The following is a 14,084-nucleotide window of genomic DNA, read 5'->3' as shown; positions in this document are numbered from 1 at the left end:
GTCGGTGATGACGGACGGCGAGTGGTGGCGCAAGAGCGGGCCGTGGAGCGAGCGGTCGGGGTCGTCGGGCGCGGCCGTGCCGTCGACGCCCGCCGCGCCGTCGACGCCTCCCCCGGCCGCTCCGCCGGCCGGTGCGTCCGAGGGGCCGGCGGCGGAGGACAGTGTGTACGGGCCTTCGGTCGCGTCCGGGTACACCGGGACGGGCGCCATCCCGAACGTGTCGCTGGACCTGCCGGGCGTCTCCTCGCCCGAGGCCGGTGCGGAGTCGATCCCGCCGCCGACGGTGCAGAGTTCGAGCCCGTGGACGATGACGATGCTCGACTTCTCGGACGCGCCGCGGCCGGTGCCGAAGCCGATCCCCGAGCAGCGCGCGGAGGAGGCGGCGCAGGACACGGCGCAGGCCGGGGGACCGGCCGGGCAGGCCGGTGGGCGGCCGGTGCGCCTGTCGAAGCGGCAGCGGAAGGCACAGGCGAAGGCCGTGCAGGCGAAGGCCGCCGCGGCCCAGGGGGCCCGCAGGCCGTCCCCGCTGATCCTGTTGTCCTGCGGGCTGTTGGTCGGCGGTGCGGTGTCCGGATTCTTCCCGGCCATGCTGGCGGGCTGGGGGCTCGGCTACCTGTCCCGCCAACTCTCCGATCTGACGCGCAAGTTCGTGATCCTGGGGATTCCGCTGGTGACGATGAGCGCGACCGCGCTGTTCGCGATGCGAACGGCGAAGCAGGGGGCGGGCGGTGGCGGCGGCGGGGCGCAGACCGGTTCCCCGCTGGGGCAGTTCAGCTGGTCGATGGCTCCGGGCGTGTTGCGCACCGCGGCGGTGCTGACGGCGGTGGTGCTGTTGCTGCTGAGCATGCGCCGCCGGCCGCCGCAGCAGGGCTGAGCCCTCGGGCCGTCCCTGTCCCCGTGCCCGTGCCCGTGCCCGCCCCCGTCCCCGGGGCCGAGTCCGGGGGCGGCCCGGCGGTTCAGCAGAGCGCCGTGAAGCCCGTGCAGAGCAGGCGGATGCTGCGGACGTACTTCTCGTCCTGGCCGATGCGCGGGATCAGGTCGCCCATGACCAGCGGGAACCGTTCGCACAGGTCGGCGTAGAGCTCGGCGGTGACGGTCGGCGGGGCGGCGGGCTGGTTCTGCTCCTGGAGTACGAAGCCGGTGACGTGGCTGAGCAGGGTGTCGGCGGCGGTGCCGCAGTGCTCGGCGGGCAGGCCGGCGTCGAGGAGGGTGCGCAGCAGGCGTTCCATCAGGGAGAGGCCGCCGGTGCTGAGCACGCCGGGGCTCTCGGCGAGGAGTTGGGCGCCGCCGGCGTGCTGTTTGATCTCGTGGCGCAGGGTGGTGGCCTGGGCCTCGACGCGGTCCTGCCAGCGGGCGTCGGGTGGGAGGGCGGCGAGGGCGGCGGTGCCCGCGTCGTAGGCGCGGCGGCTGATCCGGTCGGCCATCAGGGCGAGCAGTTCGTCCTTGCCGCGCACGTGGTAGTAGAGGCTGCCGGCGTGGGCGTCGAGGCGTTCGGCGACCTGGCGCATGGACAGGTTCTGGTAGCCGACCTCGGCGAACACGGCCATGCCGGCGTCGACGATGCGCTCCTTGGTGAGCTTCATGCGGTCCACCGTACCTCGTTTTCCAACGCTGTTCGAAAACTGTGCTAGCTTGGCCCCATCAGGTTTTCGAACGGCGTTGGAAAACGTCGGAACCGGGGGGAGGGCCAGTCATGGACGCCATCGTCTTCAACGTGACCACGGCCGCGCTGATGGTCATGATGGTCAACTGCGGGCTCGGCGTGGTCGGCCGTGACACCCTGCGCGGACGGCCGCTCCCGTGGGCGGCGATCGCCCTGACCGCCGTCGCCGTCGGCGGGGTGCTGCTCCAGCTGGTGTGGTCCGGCGCCATGGACGCGCTGGACGCGGACCCGGCCCGGTCCGGCTGGTGGCGCGAGTACACCTCGGTGTTCATGCAGAACGGCGGCCTCTTCGGCGGCCTGTGGAACCTCGTCACCCTCGCCGCCGTCGCCGCGCTCGCCCAGTGGTACTGGGGCGGCACGCTCACCCTCGGCTTCTTCCTGGCCGGCATCCTGCTGCCCGGCCGGATCGACACCCTGCTCGGCATCGGCGGCGGCCCCAGCACCGACCCCCGCAACTTCGCGGGCAGCTCCGGCGCCACCTACTTCCTCGGCGCCACCCTGGCCCTCGCCTTCCTCACCCGCACCCGGCTCCCCAAGGAGCTCGCCCTGGCCGCCGGCGTCCCGGTGCTCGGCCTGGCGATGTGGTTCGCCCAGGAGAACGGCCACGGGCTGGTGTCGGTCTACGGCTTCGTGCTCGCCGGGGCGGTCTGGGCGGTCCGGCGGCAGGTGGTGGCGCGGCGCGGGGCGGCGGACCGGGCGGCGGCCTGACAGTAGCGCGGCCCCCGGGCCCGTCGCCCAACTCCCTTGCGGGGTACGGTGACGGGCCCGATCCCGTTCCGCGACCCGGAGGTGCCCGGTGGCCCGTCTGTACGTCCGTTCCGACCTCGACCCGAGCGACCGGGAGGCGCACGTCGCCGTCCTGGTCGTCGACCCCGACGGCACCCCGGGCGAACGGGCGCTGGACCGGCTCGGCTCGTACTGCTACGAGGGCGACCGGGCCTTCTTCCTGCTGGCGACGGACGGTTGGGCCGAGCAGAGCCGGGACGGCGACCGGTTGACGGTGTCGGTCGCCGTCTACCCGTACGCCCTGGTGCAGGTGCGCGTCGACCCGTTCGACTTCCCGCTCCGTTCGGCCCTCGATCCGGAGGCCGCCGTGGTCCTCACCGCCGAGGTGACCGTCCCGGGCCTGCCGGCCCGGCTCTCCGAGGCCACCGCCGTGTTCACCGGGGCGGCCGACGTGCCCCTGGAGGTACTGCTGGCCTCCGAGGAGGACTGGCCGATGGTCCTCGCGCCCGGGCCGGCCGAGGACGAGGACGATGAGGCGGACGGGGCGTACGAGGGCGCCAGGGCGGTCAACTGACCTGCGAGGCGGCCATGGTGAGGATCCCGTCGAGGACGGCCGCCGGGTCGTCCGTGGTGAGCGAGTGCCCGGCGCCGGGCACGATCCGGACCCGGGCGGCCGGGGCGAGCCGGTGCAGCCGCTCGGCGACGGCCCGGGCGTCGTGCAAGGCGCTGCGCTCGCCGAGCAGGAAGAGCGCGGGCACGTCGAGGCGGGCCAGTTCGGCGTCGTCGAGGGTGGTGGCCAGCGGCAGGCGGCGGCGGAAGCCGGTCGAGGCGCGCATCAGGGTCATCAGCTCGGCCTCCAGGATGGCGCTGTTGCCGACCGCCCGGGCCAGGCGGGGGCGGAGCGCGCGCGGGGCCAGGGCGGCGAGGCCGCCGAGGATCACCCAGGTGTAGAAGCGGCGGCCGACGTCGGCCAGGCCGGCCGGGTCGACCAGGGTGAGGGTGGCGGTCCGGCCGGGGTGGCGGAGCTGGTGGTGGAGGGCGATCCAGCCGCCGTAGGAGCAGCCGACCAGGTGGGCGGTGGGGACGTCGAGCGCGGCGAGGAGGTCCTCCAGCCAGTCGGCGGCGTCGTGGCCGTCCCTGATCGGGGTGGTCTGCACGCTGGCGCCCGGTTCGCCGACGGTGTCCACGGCGATGACGGGGTGCCGCTGGGCGAGGCGTTCGACGTACGCGTGCCACATCAGCGCGTTGCCGCCGGAGCCGGGGAGCAGGACGACCGGCTGCCCGTGGGCGGGGCCGGCGCGCAGGACGCGGGTGGCGCCGAAGGCGGTGGGCACGGTCGTCGCGGTGCGCTGCCCGGGCCAGAGGCGGGTCAGGGCGTGCTCGTAGGCGGTGCGGAAGCGGGCTTCGGCCTTGCCGTTCGTGAACTCGCTGATTCGCATGGTACATGTGTATCACATGCATGATACGTGTGTACCAACGTGCACCGGGACAAGGGAGGCCGAACCGTGGCCGAGAAGGTCGACCATGAGGAACGCCGACGGCAGATCGCCGAGGCCCTGCTGCGCATCGCCGACACCGAGGGCCTCCAGTCGGCCAGCATGCGGGCGGTCGCGACCGAGGCCGGCGTCTCGCTCCGGCTCGTCCAGTACTACTTCACGACCAAGCAGGGCCTGCTGCTGGACGCCCTGGCCCGGCTCGGCACCCAGCTCCAGGCCCGGATGGAGCGCTGGATCGGCGAGGCCCGCGCCCCGCGCGAGGTGGTGACCGCGATCCTCTCCTGCATCCTGCCGACCGACGCCGAGAGCCGCCGGATCACCCGGACGTACGCGGCGTACTACACGCTGGTGCTGGGCGACCCCGAGGTGCTGGAGCAGCGGGCCGCGCAGCCGCCCGTCGTCCTGGAGGGCTTCCTGGTCAAGCAGTTGCGCGCCGCCCAGGCGGCCGGAACGATCGCACCCGGGCGGGACGTCGGGATGGCCGCCGCCGGGCTGCTGGCGATGGTCAACGGGCTGGGGGCGAGCGTCCTCGGCGGCCAGCGCACCGGCGAGCAGGCGCTGGCCGTCCTCACCCACCACCTGGACGAGCTGTTCCTGGCGCCGCGCGGTTAGCGCCCTGGTGAGCCAGGCACTGGTACAGCCGTCGTGCCCCCACCAGCGGGCGCGGTCGGGCGCGCTACGTCGGCCAGGCTCTCATACAGCCCGTCCGCCCACTCCTCGGTGAACTCGCAGAGGTGGGTGGGGTCGGAGCCCTTGGGGGACTGCATCACGGCCGAGGCGTAGCCACCGTTGTCCGTGGGCCACTCGACGCGGCAGTAGGCGATGCCGTTGTTGCTGGGCTTGTCGTCGAGGTACTCCTGCCCGTCCACGGCGTCCGCGATCCGCACCGGGTGCGCGCCCGGCTCGGCGCTGTACGGGCCCCGGTAGGTCTGCGCGCTGGCGAAGTTGTACGGGAGTCGGGCGGAGCCGTCGGTCCACCAGTCGCACCGGCGGCGCTCGGGCTTGACGTCCTCGGGGCCCCGCTGGGTGAGCCCGAGCTTGGTGGCGAGCGCGGCGGGGACGTCGCAGGGGGTCGGGAGGTCCGGCAGCGCGGGCGGCCGACTGCTGACCGGCAGCGCCGCGGCCCCGGTGGTGGCCCCGGCCTCGGGGTCCTGGGACGTGTCGTCCCCGGGGAGCCAGGAGATCAGGACCCCGGCCACCGCGGCCAGCACCAGACCGACGAACACGGCCGTGGCCGTACGGGAGGAGCGCGGGGCCGGGGCGTCCGTCGGCGCCGTCGCCACCGGGGTCGTCGCAACCGGGGTCGTCGCCACCAGGTTCGTCAGTACCGGGTTCGTCGGCGCGGGCGCGGTGGTCGCCGCCGCGAGCGGGTGGTCGAGCACGGTGGGCACCGCCGGGACCGAATCGTCGAGCATCGCCAACGCCTGTGCCGTGCCGGGCCGTTGCTCCGGCTCCTTGGCCAGCAGTGCCAGGATCAGCGGCGCCAGCCGGCCGGCGTTGCGCGGCGGCGCGGGCGGGTCGAACAGCACGGCGGTGAGCGAGGCCGTCGCCGAGTCCCGGCGGAACGGCGAGACGCCCTCGACCGCCTGGTACAGGGTGACGCCGAGGGAGAACAGGTCCGAAGCGGCCTGTCCGTCCACGCCGCGCGCCCGCTCGGGCGCGATGTACTCGATCGAGCCGACGAACGCCCCGGTCGCGGTGAGCGTCGTGTCGGCCTGGTGGACGGCGATCCCGAAGTCCGCGAGCAGCACCTCGCCGTCGTCGGCGAGCATCACGTTGGCGGGCTTGACGTCCCGGTGCACCACCCCGGCCGCGTGGGCGGCGCCGAGGGCGGTCAGCAGGGCACGGGCGACGTCGGCCACCCGCTCGACCGGCAGCGGCCCGTGCGCGGCCAGCCGGTCGCTCAGCGAGCCGCCCGGGACCAGCTGCATCACCATCCACGGCATGCCGTCCTCGACCAGCACGTCGTGGACGGCCACGATGTGCGGCCGGTCGCGCAGCCGGGCGGCGTTGCGCGCCTCGCGCTCGGCCCGGGCCAGTCGTTCGGTCCGCTCACCGTCGGAGGTCGTGGGCGGCAGCCACAGCTGCTTGACGGCCACCTCGATGCCCAGCGTCTCGTCGTGGGCGTGCCAGACCCGCCCGAAGCCGCCGGCTCCCAACTGCCGGACGAGCCGGTAGCGCTGCCCGACCAGCCGTCCTGGTATCGCCTCTTCGGTCACGGCCACGCCCCGCTCTCGATCGCCCCGACGTCCCCGACGCCCCCGATGTCCCCGATGCCGCCGCGAGCCGACAGTACGGGCACGGCTCCGGGTGGATCAACCGGCCGTGGAGGCGCCCCCGGCCCCGGGCCTGCTGCCACCCCTCCGGCTGCGGGGGTTAACACCCGTACGGGAAGGGTGCTTTCCCCGTTCTACGGCCGTGTCCGGCGCACCAGACTCGGGGCATGCCCACACAGCCCGTGACGATGACCAAGGCCGCGCCGGCTCCGGCGGCCGCCGCCCCGCAGCCGGAGGGCGGCGGCAGCGACTTCGCCCAGCTGAGCCGCCGGATCGCCGCCGAGGGCCTGCTGGAGCGCCGCCCCGGTTACTACGCGGCCCGCATCGGGCTGGTGCTCTTCGCGTTCGTCGACGGCTGGTGCGCCCTGTACGCGATCGGCGACACCTGGTGGCAGCTCCTCCTGGCCGCCGTGATGGCCGTGGTCTTCGCCCAGGTCGCCCTGCTCTCGCACGACCTGGCGCACCGCCAGGTGTTCACCCGGCGGGCGCCCAGCGAGATCGGCGGCCGGATCGCCGCCAACCTGCTGATGGGCATGAGCTACGGCTGGTGGATGAACAAGCACACCCGCCACCACGCCAACCCCAACCACGAGGAGCGCGACCCGGACGTCTCGCCCGACCTCGTCGTCTGGTCCCAGCGGCAGGCCCGGCAGGCGAGCGGACTGGCCCGCTTCATCGGCCGCCGGCAGGCGTACCTGTTCTTCCCGCTGCTCCTGCTGGAGGGTCTCAACCTCAGCTTCAACAGCTTCCGCGCGCTGCGCGGCCCCGCGGTGAAGCGGCCGGTGCTGGAGGGCGTCCTGCTGGTCGTCCACTTCGCGGCCTACTTCGGCCTGGTCTTCGGCGCGCTGCCGTTCGGCAAGGCCGTGGCCTTCGTCGCCGTGCACCAGGCGCTGTTCGGCGTCTACCTGGGCTGCGTCTTCGCGCCGAACCACAAGGGCATGCTGATGGTGACGCCCGGGATGCGGCTCGACTTCCTGCGCCGCCAGGTGCTCACCTCGCGCAACGTCCGCGGCGGCCCGATCCTCGACGCGCTGATGGGCGGCCTCAACTACCAGGTGGAGCACCACCTGTTCCCCAGCATGCCGACCCCCGCGCTCGGGCGGGCCGCCCGGATCACCCGGGAGTTCTGCGCGGAGAAGGACATCCCGTACTACGAGGTCGGCCTGCTCCGCTCGTACCGGGAGATCCTCACCCACCTGCACCGGACCGGGGAGCCGATCCGTTCCGGGAGTTGAGGGGCCGCCGGGGCCGCCGGGGCCGGTACGGCGGGGATGCGCAGGAAGTCGGCGGGGCCGACTTCCTGCGCCGTGGTCTACTCCCGGCCGTTCCGGCCCGGGAGGGCACCGGGGCCGGGCGGAAGCTGGGGCGGCAGGCCGTCCCCGCCCGCGGTGAGGGTGTCCGGCATGGTGGCCGCGGTGCAGAAGCCGTACACGTACAGGTCGAACGGCTGCGAGCTGTTGTTCCGCCCGCCGGCCATCCACCCCCGGGGGCCGTGGTTCCACCAAGGCGTGCTGACGGTCATGGTGAAGTCGCCGGGGCCGGCACTCGACTGGACGCCGCCGCTGATGGCCATCTCACCGGCCGGGCACTGCCTGCTCAGCACCGTGGCCTCCTCCCCCGGCTGGAGGGTGAGGTAGTTCCCCACCGCGTGGAGCAGGAGCGGCTCGTCGGCGATCCGGGCGGGGCCGGCCTGCTCCGCGAAGGCGATGCCGGAGCCGACGGCGAGCGCCGCCAGGACCGACACGGCGATGACACGACTGCGTTTCACGAGGACCTCCCGTACGACCGATGCGTCGCGAGGCTCCATCACCGTTCCGCGGGCCTTCCACCGCCCCGTTCACCCGGAGGCCGCAAGAGGCAACGATTCTCCGCCGCCTCTTCGAGTGAGGTCAGGCAGCCCCCACCGGATGGTCGGGGTCGTCCAGCCACACCGCCTGGCCGTCCGGCGAGACGGTGAGCCCGAACCGGTCGAAGCCCGGGCGGCCGTGGGCGTCCCACCGGTGCCAGGCGGCCCCGACTTCGTCCCAGAGCCGTCTGGGGCCGGACTGCACCACCTCGTAGGCGGTGCGGCCGGGCTCCCGGTCGACGGTGGCCCAGGAGGTGACGGCCGTGTCGTGCAGCCACAGGGTGTAGCTGCCGTCGGCGTACCGCTCGACCAGGGGGAAGACGCCCGGGACTTGCACGCCGACCGCGAACATCGCCGGCCAGCTGCTGACGGCCTCCGGGGAGAGGGACGTCGAGGACCTGGTGCCGTTGGCCGGCCACGGGCCGGACAGGTACTCCAGGCTGTGCGGCCGGGAAGTGCGCTGGCGGCGCAGCCGCATGAAGGCGGACGAGCCGACGAACCGGCCGCTCGCCGTGCCGTCCCGGCCCACGGTGAGCCGGGCGATCGCCTCCCCGCCGTACTCGGGCCCCCACGGCGCGACGATCACGGCCCCCGGGCGGGACTGTGCCACCCAGGCGTACGGGAGTTCGCGGACCGAGCAGGTGGCGATCACCCGGTCGTACGGCGCGCCGGCGGGGTGGCCGTCGAAGCCGTCGCCGACCACGCAGGTCGGGGTGAACCCGGCGCGGTTGAGGCGGAGTCGGGCCTCGGTCGAGGTGTCCTGGTCCACGTCGACGGTGACGACCCGGTCGGAGCCGAGCCGGTGCGAGAGCAGGGCGGCGTTCCAGCCGGTGCCGGTGCCGATCTCCAGCACCCGGTGGCCGGGGTCGGCGGAGAGGGCGGCGAGCATCGAGAACACCATGGTCGGCATGGAGTTGGAGGACGTGGGGGTCGTGCCCCGGCCGGTCCCGCAGTGCTCGCCGTCGTCCCACTGGGTGGTGAGCGGGATGTCCGAGTAGACGGCGCTCCACCAGCCGGCCCGGTCGACGTGCCGGTTCACGGCCTCCCCCTGGCGGACGCCGTCCCCCTGCCCGGGCCAGACGAGGGCCGGGACGAACCAGTGCCGGGGCACGGCGTGGAAGCTGGGCAGCCACGCGTCGGTGAGGGCCCCGTTCGCGGTGAGCGCGGAGGCCAGCCGGGCCCGGCCGACCTCCGCTTCGTGCTTGTCGCTCACGGGTTAGCGCCCCGACGCCGGACCGCTGCCGTCCGAGGAGTTCCCACCCTCGTCGCTGCCGCCGCCCCCGTGCTTGTTGCCGCTGCTGGAGTCGTCCTGCTGCCCGCCCCCCTTGCCGGACCCGGACCCGCCCCCGTGCTTGCCGTCGCTGGACATGGGCATGTGATTCCCCTTTCAGGGGCGGCGCGGAAGGCCGCCCTCGATCAGCAAGGTAGGCGGGGACAGGGAGGGGAGGGGCCGGTGATTCTTGAGTATTCCGGCATCCGGCAGTCGAGATCCGCAAGGATTCCGAGCAGTCTCGAACGGTTCTCGTCCAGCTCCGGACGGGTCTTCCGTCGGCCGAGAATCATCGAGAATAGCCTCTGACAGTAGGCGAGTTGGCCTCGATCATGGGAACCCTCCGGTCGTTGGGAGAGAGGATTGGCCATGGCGAGGCGACTGCGGGTCCTTGGTAGCACTTCGGGAGTCGGGGACTGCCCGACGCTGTACGAGGACGTCGACACCGGCGAAGTCGTGGTGCAGGGAGATGTCGTGACGGATCCCGAGGATGTGGCGCAGCTCAAGTATGTGAAGCAGGATGAAGGCTTCGTAGTCGTGCCTCGCGAACTGCTCGTGAGGTTCGCGCCGAAGGAGTCGACGGTCGTGCCGGAGTTCGTGCCTCAGCAGAAGATCAATGAGTTCATCAACGATGGATTCGAGCACACTGCTTGGCGGTTGGAGACCAGGACCGGCTACCTCTCCGACCAGCAGATGCCCTCCTACGCCGAGTTCCTCCGCACGGGCGACACCGCTGGTGAGGTCGGGCATCCCTGGTTCGACAACGTCCGCCGCATGGTCGGCAAGGGGAAGCGGTTCGAGCGGGTGCGACTGGTGGACAACCCGCCGACCGAGGGGCAGCGGTACCTGCTCGCGTGCGCCCGGACCAACGTCGCAGCCGGTGAGGACATCCGCTGCATGTGGCGTGCGGATGCCGAGGCGGCCGGGCTGGGCGGGCTGTCGGACTTCTGGCTGTTCGACTCCCGCACGGTCGCCCGCTTCCACTTCGAGGGCGAGCGCACCATCGGCATGGAGTTGGTCACCGACCCGTTGGAGGTCCTTCGCGCCTGCCAGGCGCGCGACGCGGCCTGGCACCACGCGATCCGCTACAGGGAGTTCCTGGCTCAGGTACCTTCCGCCATGTGAGCACCGACTTCCAGCAGGCGCGGGTGGCTCTCGGTGCCCGGATGCGTGAACTCCGCACCGAGAGCGGCCTGTCGGGGCGTGCGCTGGCCCTGCGGCTGGGGTGGCCGCAGTCGAAGGTCAGCAAGGTGGAGACCGGTCGGCAGTCGCCCACGGCGGCGGATGCGGTGGCATGGGCCGAGGCGGTCGGACGGCCGGATGCGGGCGCCGAACTGGTGGGTCGACTTCGGACACTGGAGACGCAGTACCGTTCGTGGCGGCGCCAACTGGCCGGTGGTGCCCGGCCGGTTCAGGAGGCCCATGCCGCGCAGGGCAGACGGACCAAGGACCGGCGGTCGTTCGATCCGACCCTCGTTCCGGGCCTGCTGCAGACCGCTGATTACGCGCGGGAGGTGCTCACCCGGTACACCAGGATCCATCCGTCGGTGCGTGATGTCGAGGCCGCGGTGACGGCCCGTATGGAGCGCAAGCTCGCACTCCGGGACGGGGCGCGATCGTTCCACTTCCTGGTGTGGGAAGGGGCTCTCGTCTCTCGGCTCTGTCCTCCGGCCGTGTTGGCAGACCAGTTGGAGGCATTGGTGCCGCTGCTGGCGCGGGTGAACGTTCGACTCGGGATCGTGCCGTTCGATGCCGATCTCGCAGTGCCCGCAGGAGTCGGATTCTCGATCCACGACGGCACGCTGGTCATCACCGAGTCCTGGCATGCGGAGATGTGGTTGGACGATCCGTCGGACGTCGCACTTCACCTCAGGGCGTGGGAGGCCCTGGAGGAGAGTGCCGTCTACGGGCCGGCGGCCCACCGGGTGATCGCTCGCGCCGGTCAGGCGCTTCGGCGGAGTCGCTGAGGCCCGGGGGCGACGGATCGGAACGTGAAGACACTCTCGTCCCCGGGCCCGGCGGGGGCCGTCTCCGCTACGGGAGGTCGGCGACGGCGACCGTCGCAGTGTGGTCGTCGGCCTCGGCGAGGGGGGTGCCGTCGGGGGACCAGAGGGCGGCGCCGCCGCAGCCGGTCCAGGGGCCGGAGGGGCCGACGTGGTTGGCGAGGACGACGTGCATGCCGGTCTGCCGGGCGATGCCCGGGTAGACGGTGGCGCGTTCGTGGATGCCGCCGCCGGTGCCGTAGAGGGAGCTGGCGAGGTGGACGTCGCAGCCGTCGGTGCCGCCCCGGCCGGTGAGGTCGGGGAAGTGGTTGTCGAAGCAGGTGGCGAGGGCGAAGCGGAGGCCGCCGAGTTGGAAGCGGCCGTCCTGGTCGCCCGCGGTGAAGGTGCCCTGTTCATTCTCGTAGAGGTGCTGCTTGAGGTAGGTGGTGATCAGTGTGCCGTCGGGCCCGTAGACGTAGGTGCCGATGGCGGGTCGGGGCCCGTCGGTGGGGACGGCGCAGTTGAGGACGACGGCGATGCCGGTGGCCCGGAGCGGGGCGAGGCGGGGGTCGTCCGGGGTGACCCAGAGGGTGGGGTCGGCGGCGAGGGCTTCGAGTTCGTAGCCGGTGAGGGAGAGTTCGGGGAAGACGATCAGTTCGGCGCCCTGGGCGCGGGCCTGCTCGGCGAGGGCGACGTGCTCCCGGATGTTGGCGGGGATGTCGGCGGGGGCGCAGGTCAGTTGGGCGGCGGCGATCTTCATGGTGGCCAGCATCGCAGGAAGTCGGCCTGGTCGACTTCCTGTTTTCGGTGCCCCCGAAGCACTCCCGGAGGCACCTCCGAAGGTGCCTCCGGGAGTGCTTCGGGGGCCGGGGAGTGCCTCTCGACGTGACTAGATCAAATGTTCCTCAGATGAGCTCACGAACCGCCGAACCGCGACCCTAGAGTCGCTTCGCACACCCTCCGGTTCACACCCCTGATGGAGCATCATGACTGTGATACGTCTGGCAGTCCTCGCGGCATCCCTGCTGGTTGCCCCGGTCGCGGGCGCCACCACCGCCCAGGCCGTTCCGGCCGACCCGACCCCGCCCCTGAGACAGGTCTCGGTCGAGATCGACGACAGCGCCGCGCCCGTCGCGGCCGGGACGGTCTCCGCCTTCGCGGACACGAAGCTCAGCAGCGGGGTGCTGAGCTTCTGGGCTCAGAGAGGTAGCCAGGCGGGCGGCAGCTACTACTCGATGAACGCCGGGATCTCGTACAAGAAGGACAAGGGCGGCAAGATCAACGCCCGGTTCTTCTACGAGGAGGGCGGCAACAAGCACTGGGACCAGGGGGCGTTCGAGCAGAAGGCCGGCGAGACCAAGAGTTACGGCTGGGGCGGCGCCGCGCTGCCCGCGAACTGCAGCGCGGTCGGCGGCATGGAGGTCACGGGCCAGGGCACCTTCCTGACCCCGCCGGAGCACCCCTGCTGAGGGGCGTCCGGTGAGTGAGTGAGCAGGTCGGTGGGCGCTCGGGGGCGTCCACCGGCCCGCTGCGTTGTCCGAGAGAAGTGCTGCCGGAAGAGCTGATGATCGAAGCGAGTCTGTCCGCCGTTCCCGCCCTGCTGCCCGTGTTCGGGGTGGTGGCGTTGCTGTTCTGTTCCGTCGCCGTGTGGCTGGCCCGTCGGACGGGGGCGCCGGTGGTGCCGGCCAGGCTGCTGGGGGCGTGCCTGGCGGGGGAACTGGCGGTGACCCTCACTCCGACGACCGGGGGAGCGTCGTCGCGGCCCAGCTGTTCGATCGGGCCGGAGGTGTGGGGGGAGGCGCTGTCCGAGCAGGGGGTGCTGAACGTCGGGCTGTACGTGCCGGTGGCATGGCTCGGGGTGTTGGTGTTCCGGCGGCCGGTGACGGTGCTGGCGGGCTGTGGGGTGCTGTCCGCGGTGACCGAGCTGAGCCAGACCCTGCTCGGGACGGGGCGGGCGTGTGACGCGGCGGACTTCGTCGACAACTCGGCGGGTGCGGTGCTGGGGGTGCTGCTTGGGGTCGCTTGGGTGCTGGTGCGGCGGGGTGGGTTTCCGAGGCCGGTGCGGGACGTCCGGAACGGGGTGGTGCTGGGCGTGGTGGGGGCGGTGGTCGTGGGGCTGGTGCTGGGGGTTGCCGTTCCGGTGCACCGGGATCCTGTGGGCTTCGTCCGGTCGGAGACGGAGGATATCGGGACGGTGACGGAGGACGCGAAGCGGTTGTTCGGGGCGGAGGTGAAGGTGCTGACCACCTCGTCGGGCGCCGCTGTGCTGAACGTCGGCACGGACCGGGGCACCTTCGAGCTCGAACAACCGGGTGGGCGGCTGGTCTCCGTGGTTGCCGCGGACCATGCCGTGGACGGCGGAAGCCTTACGGAGGAGCAGGTGCGGAGCGTCGGGCGTGCGTTCGCGGAGGCCTGGTTCGCCGACCAGATCGTGGGCGCGGAGCAGACGGCTGCTCCGGTCGGTTCCAACGGCGATGCCCGCGTGATCAGTTACCGGCGGCGGAACGCCGAGGGCGTGCTGATGCCGATGCGGCTGGACATCACGGTGTCGACGTCGGGCCGCATCATGGCAGCGACGGCGAGGCGGGTCGCTGATCCTGAACTCCCGCACGTCACCGTGACGGTGGAGGTCGCGAAGAAGGCGGGGACTGCCGCACGGCCCGGGACGCGGGCCGATACGGCGTTCCTGTTGGCGAAGGAGGTCGGGGGGATGTGGCGACCCTGCTGGGCGGTCAACCTGGTGAGGGAGGGTGAGGCGAAGGCTGCGGGCTTGGTGGCCTTCGTTGATGCGGTCTCCGGGCAGGTCGTCGCACAGCAGGGCTGAG

At 72.6% G+C, this 14,084-nt stretch carries 16 protein-coding genes; 9 read left to right on the top strand and 7 right to left on the bottom strand.

The genetic code is table 11. The features are described from left to right. Positions 1-217: 217 nt before the first annotated feature. Positions 218-874 (top strand): hypothetical protein, encoded by a 657-nt coding sequence (locus ACFC1T_RS15850; protein WP_375888661.1) that lies wholly within the window; start codon positions 218-220, stop codon positions 872-874. 82 nt (positions 875-956) lie between these two features. On the opposite strand, the gene ACFC1T_RS15845 is transcribed toward ACFC1T_RS15850, so the two are convergent. Then, complete coding sequence (locus ACFC1T_RS15845) at positions 957-1,583, bottom strand: TetR/AcrR family transcriptional regulator (protein ID WP_375888658.1); 627 nt, start codon at positions 1,581-1,583, stop codon at positions 957-959. Between the two features lie 110 nt (positions 1,584-1,693). On the opposite strand from ACFC1T_RS15845, the gene ACFC1T_RS15840 reads away from it, so the two are divergent. Together ACFC1T_RS15840 and ACFC1T_RS15835 are read left to right on the top strand one after the other, a co-directional pair. Then, complete coding sequence (locus tag ACFC1T_RS15840) at positions 1,694-2,371, top strand: hypothetical protein (RefSeq protein ID WP_375888656.1); 678 nt, start codon at positions 1,694-1,696, stop codon at positions 2,369-2,371. A gap of 88 nt (positions 2,372-2,459) precedes the next feature. Beyond that, positions 2,460-2,963, top strand: coding sequence for a hypothetical protein (locus tag ACFC1T_RS15835; RefSeq protein WP_375888654.1), 504 nt, complete (start codon positions 2,460-2,462; stop codon positions 2,961-2,963). Here the strand turns inward: ACFC1T_RS15835 and ACFC1T_RS15830 are convergent. Then, positions 2,956-3,828, bottom strand: coding sequence for an alpha/beta fold hydrolase (locus ACFC1T_RS15830; RefSeq protein WP_375888652.1), 873 nt, complete (start codon positions 3,826-3,828; stop codon positions 2,956-2,958). The genes ACFC1T_RS15835 and ACFC1T_RS15830 overlap by 8 nt on opposite strands. Before the next feature lie 66 nt (positions 3,829-3,894). Between ACFC1T_RS15830 and ACFC1T_RS15825 the strand changes: the two genes are divergently transcribed. Next, positions 3,895-4,497, top strand: coding sequence for a TetR/AcrR family transcriptional regulator (locus ACFC1T_RS15825; protein WP_375888650.1), 603 nt, complete (start codon positions 3,895-3,897; stop codon positions 4,495-4,497). Here the strand turns inward: ACFC1T_RS15825 and ACFC1T_RS15820 are convergent. Next, positions 4,494-6,110: a protein kinase gene (locus tag ACFC1T_RS15820; RefSeq protein ID WP_375888647.1), complete on the bottom strand. Its 1,617-nt coding sequence runs from the start codon at positions 6,108-6,110 to the stop codon at positions 4,494-4,496. The genes ACFC1T_RS15825 and ACFC1T_RS15820 overlap by 4 nt on opposite strands. A 218-nt stretch (positions 6,111-6,328) precedes the next feature. Between ACFC1T_RS15820 and ACFC1T_RS15815 the strand changes: the two genes are divergently transcribed. After that, positions 6,329-7,396: a fatty acid desaturase family protein gene (locus ACFC1T_RS15815; protein ID WP_375888645.1), complete on the top strand. Its 1,068-nt coding sequence runs from the start codon at positions 6,329-6,331 to the stop codon at positions 7,394-7,396. Positions 7,397-7,473: 77 nt separating this feature from the next. Here ACFC1T_RS15815 and ACFC1T_RS15810 read toward each other — a convergent pair whose 3' ends face one another. The 3 genes from ACFC1T_RS15810 to ACFC1T_RS15800 form a co-directional block, all read right to left on the bottom strand. Further along, on the bottom strand, positions 7,474-7,929 hold the full coding sequence (locus ACFC1T_RS15810; protein WP_375888642.1) for a hypothetical protein: 456 nt from the start codon (positions 7,927-7,929) through the stop codon (positions 7,474-7,476). Positions 7,930-8,050: 121 nt separating this feature from the next. Continuing rightward, positions 8,051-9,220: a methyltransferase domain-containing protein gene (locus ACFC1T_RS15805; RefSeq protein ID WP_375888639.1), complete on the bottom strand. Its 1,170-nt coding sequence runs from the start codon at positions 9,218-9,220 to the stop codon at positions 8,051-8,053. 3 nt (positions 9,221-9,223) lie between these two features. Beyond that, positions 9,224-9,382, bottom strand: a complete 159-nt coding sequence (locus tag ACFC1T_RS15800; RefSeq protein ID WP_375888637.1) for a hypothetical protein — start codon at positions 9,380-9,382, stop codon at positions 9,224-9,226. A 264-nt stretch (positions 9,383-9,646) separates the two neighbouring features. Here ACFC1T_RS15800 and ACFC1T_RS15795 point away from each other — a divergent pair, with 264 nt between their 5' ends. Together ACFC1T_RS15795 and ACFC1T_RS15790 are read left to right on the top strand one after the other, a co-directional pair. Next, positions 9,647-10,402 carry a DUF6879 family protein gene (locus ACFC1T_RS15795; protein WP_375888634.1) on the top strand — a complete coding sequence of 252 codons (756 nt, stop codon included), beginning with the start codon at positions 9,647-9,649 and terminating at the stop codon, positions 10,400-10,402. Further along, complete coding sequence (locus ACFC1T_RS15790; RefSeq protein ID WP_375888632.1) at positions 10,399-11,244, top strand: helix-turn-helix domain-containing protein; 846 nt, start codon at positions 10,399-10,401, stop codon at positions 11,242-11,244. The genes ACFC1T_RS15795 and ACFC1T_RS15790 overlap by 4 nt, the downstream gene beginning before the upstream one ends. A gap of 67 nt (positions 11,245-11,311) precedes the next feature. On the opposite strand, the gene ACFC1T_RS15785 is transcribed toward ACFC1T_RS15790, so the two are convergent. Further along, the gene (locus ACFC1T_RS15785; RefSeq protein WP_375888860.1) at positions 11,312-12,019 is read right to left on the bottom strand and encodes a carbon-nitrogen hydrolase family protein; all 708 of its coding nucleotides are present in this window, start codon (positions 12,017-12,019) and stop codon (positions 11,312-11,314) included. Positions 12,020-12,245: 226 nt separating this feature from the next. Here ACFC1T_RS15785 and ACFC1T_RS15780 point away from each other — a divergent pair, with 226 nt between their 5' ends. Both ACFC1T_RS15780 and ACFC1T_RS15775 read left to right on the top strand, forming a co-directional pair. Then, on the top strand, positions 12,246-12,728 hold the full coding sequence (locus ACFC1T_RS15780; RefSeq protein WP_375888629.1) for a hypothetical protein: 483 nt from the start codon (positions 12,246-12,248) through the stop codon (positions 12,726-12,728). A gap of 14 nt (positions 12,729-12,742) precedes the next feature. Then, positions 12,743-14,083, top strand: coding sequence for a VanZ family protein (locus ACFC1T_RS15775; protein WP_375888627.1), 1,341 nt, complete (start codon positions 12,743-12,745; stop codon positions 14,081-14,083). Position 14,084 lies beyond the last annotated feature (1 nt).

This window comes from Kitasatospora sp. NPDC056076, from assembly GCF_042266305.1.
In the GTDB taxonomy this organism is placed as follows: Bacteria; Actinomycetota; Actinomycetes; order Streptomycetales; family Streptomycetaceae; genus Kitasatospora.
The sequence above is the reverse complement of the archived record's forward strand: the minus strand, read 5'-3'. Positions and strand labels throughout refer to the sequence as shown.

Coding starts and splice junctions, on each gene's coding strand:
- ACFC1T_RS15800 (WP_375888637.1), bottom strand. CDS start 9,382: ATGCCCATGTCCAGCGACGGCAAGCACGGGGGCGGGTCCGGGTCCGGC.
- ACFC1T_RS15780 (WP_375888629.1), top strand. CDS start 12,246: ATGACTGTGATACGTCTGGCAGTCCTCGCGGCATCCCTGCTGGTTGCC.
- ACFC1T_RS15845 (WP_375888658.1), bottom strand. CDS start 1,583: ATGAAGCTCACCAAGGAGCGCATCGTCGACGCCGGCATGGCCGTGTTC.
- ACFC1T_RS15815 (WP_375888645.1), top strand. CDS start 6,329: ATGCCCACACAGCCCGTGACGATGACCAAGGCCGCGCCGGCTCCGGCG.
- ACFC1T_RS15840 (WP_375888656.1), top strand. CDS start 1,694: ATGGACGCCATCGTCTTCAACGTGACCACGGCCGCGCTGATGGTCATG.
- ACFC1T_RS15830 (WP_375888652.1), bottom strand. CDS start 3,828: ATGCGAATCAGCGAGTTCACGAACGGCAAGGCCGAAGCCCGCTTCCGC.
- ACFC1T_RS15795 (WP_375888634.1), top strand. CDS start 9,647: ATGGCGAGGCGACTGCGGGTCCTTGGTAGCACTTCGGGAGTCGGGGAC.
- ACFC1T_RS15785 (WP_375888860.1), bottom strand. CDS start 12,019: ATGAAGATCGCCGCCGCCCAACTGACCTGCGCCCCCGCCGACATCCCC.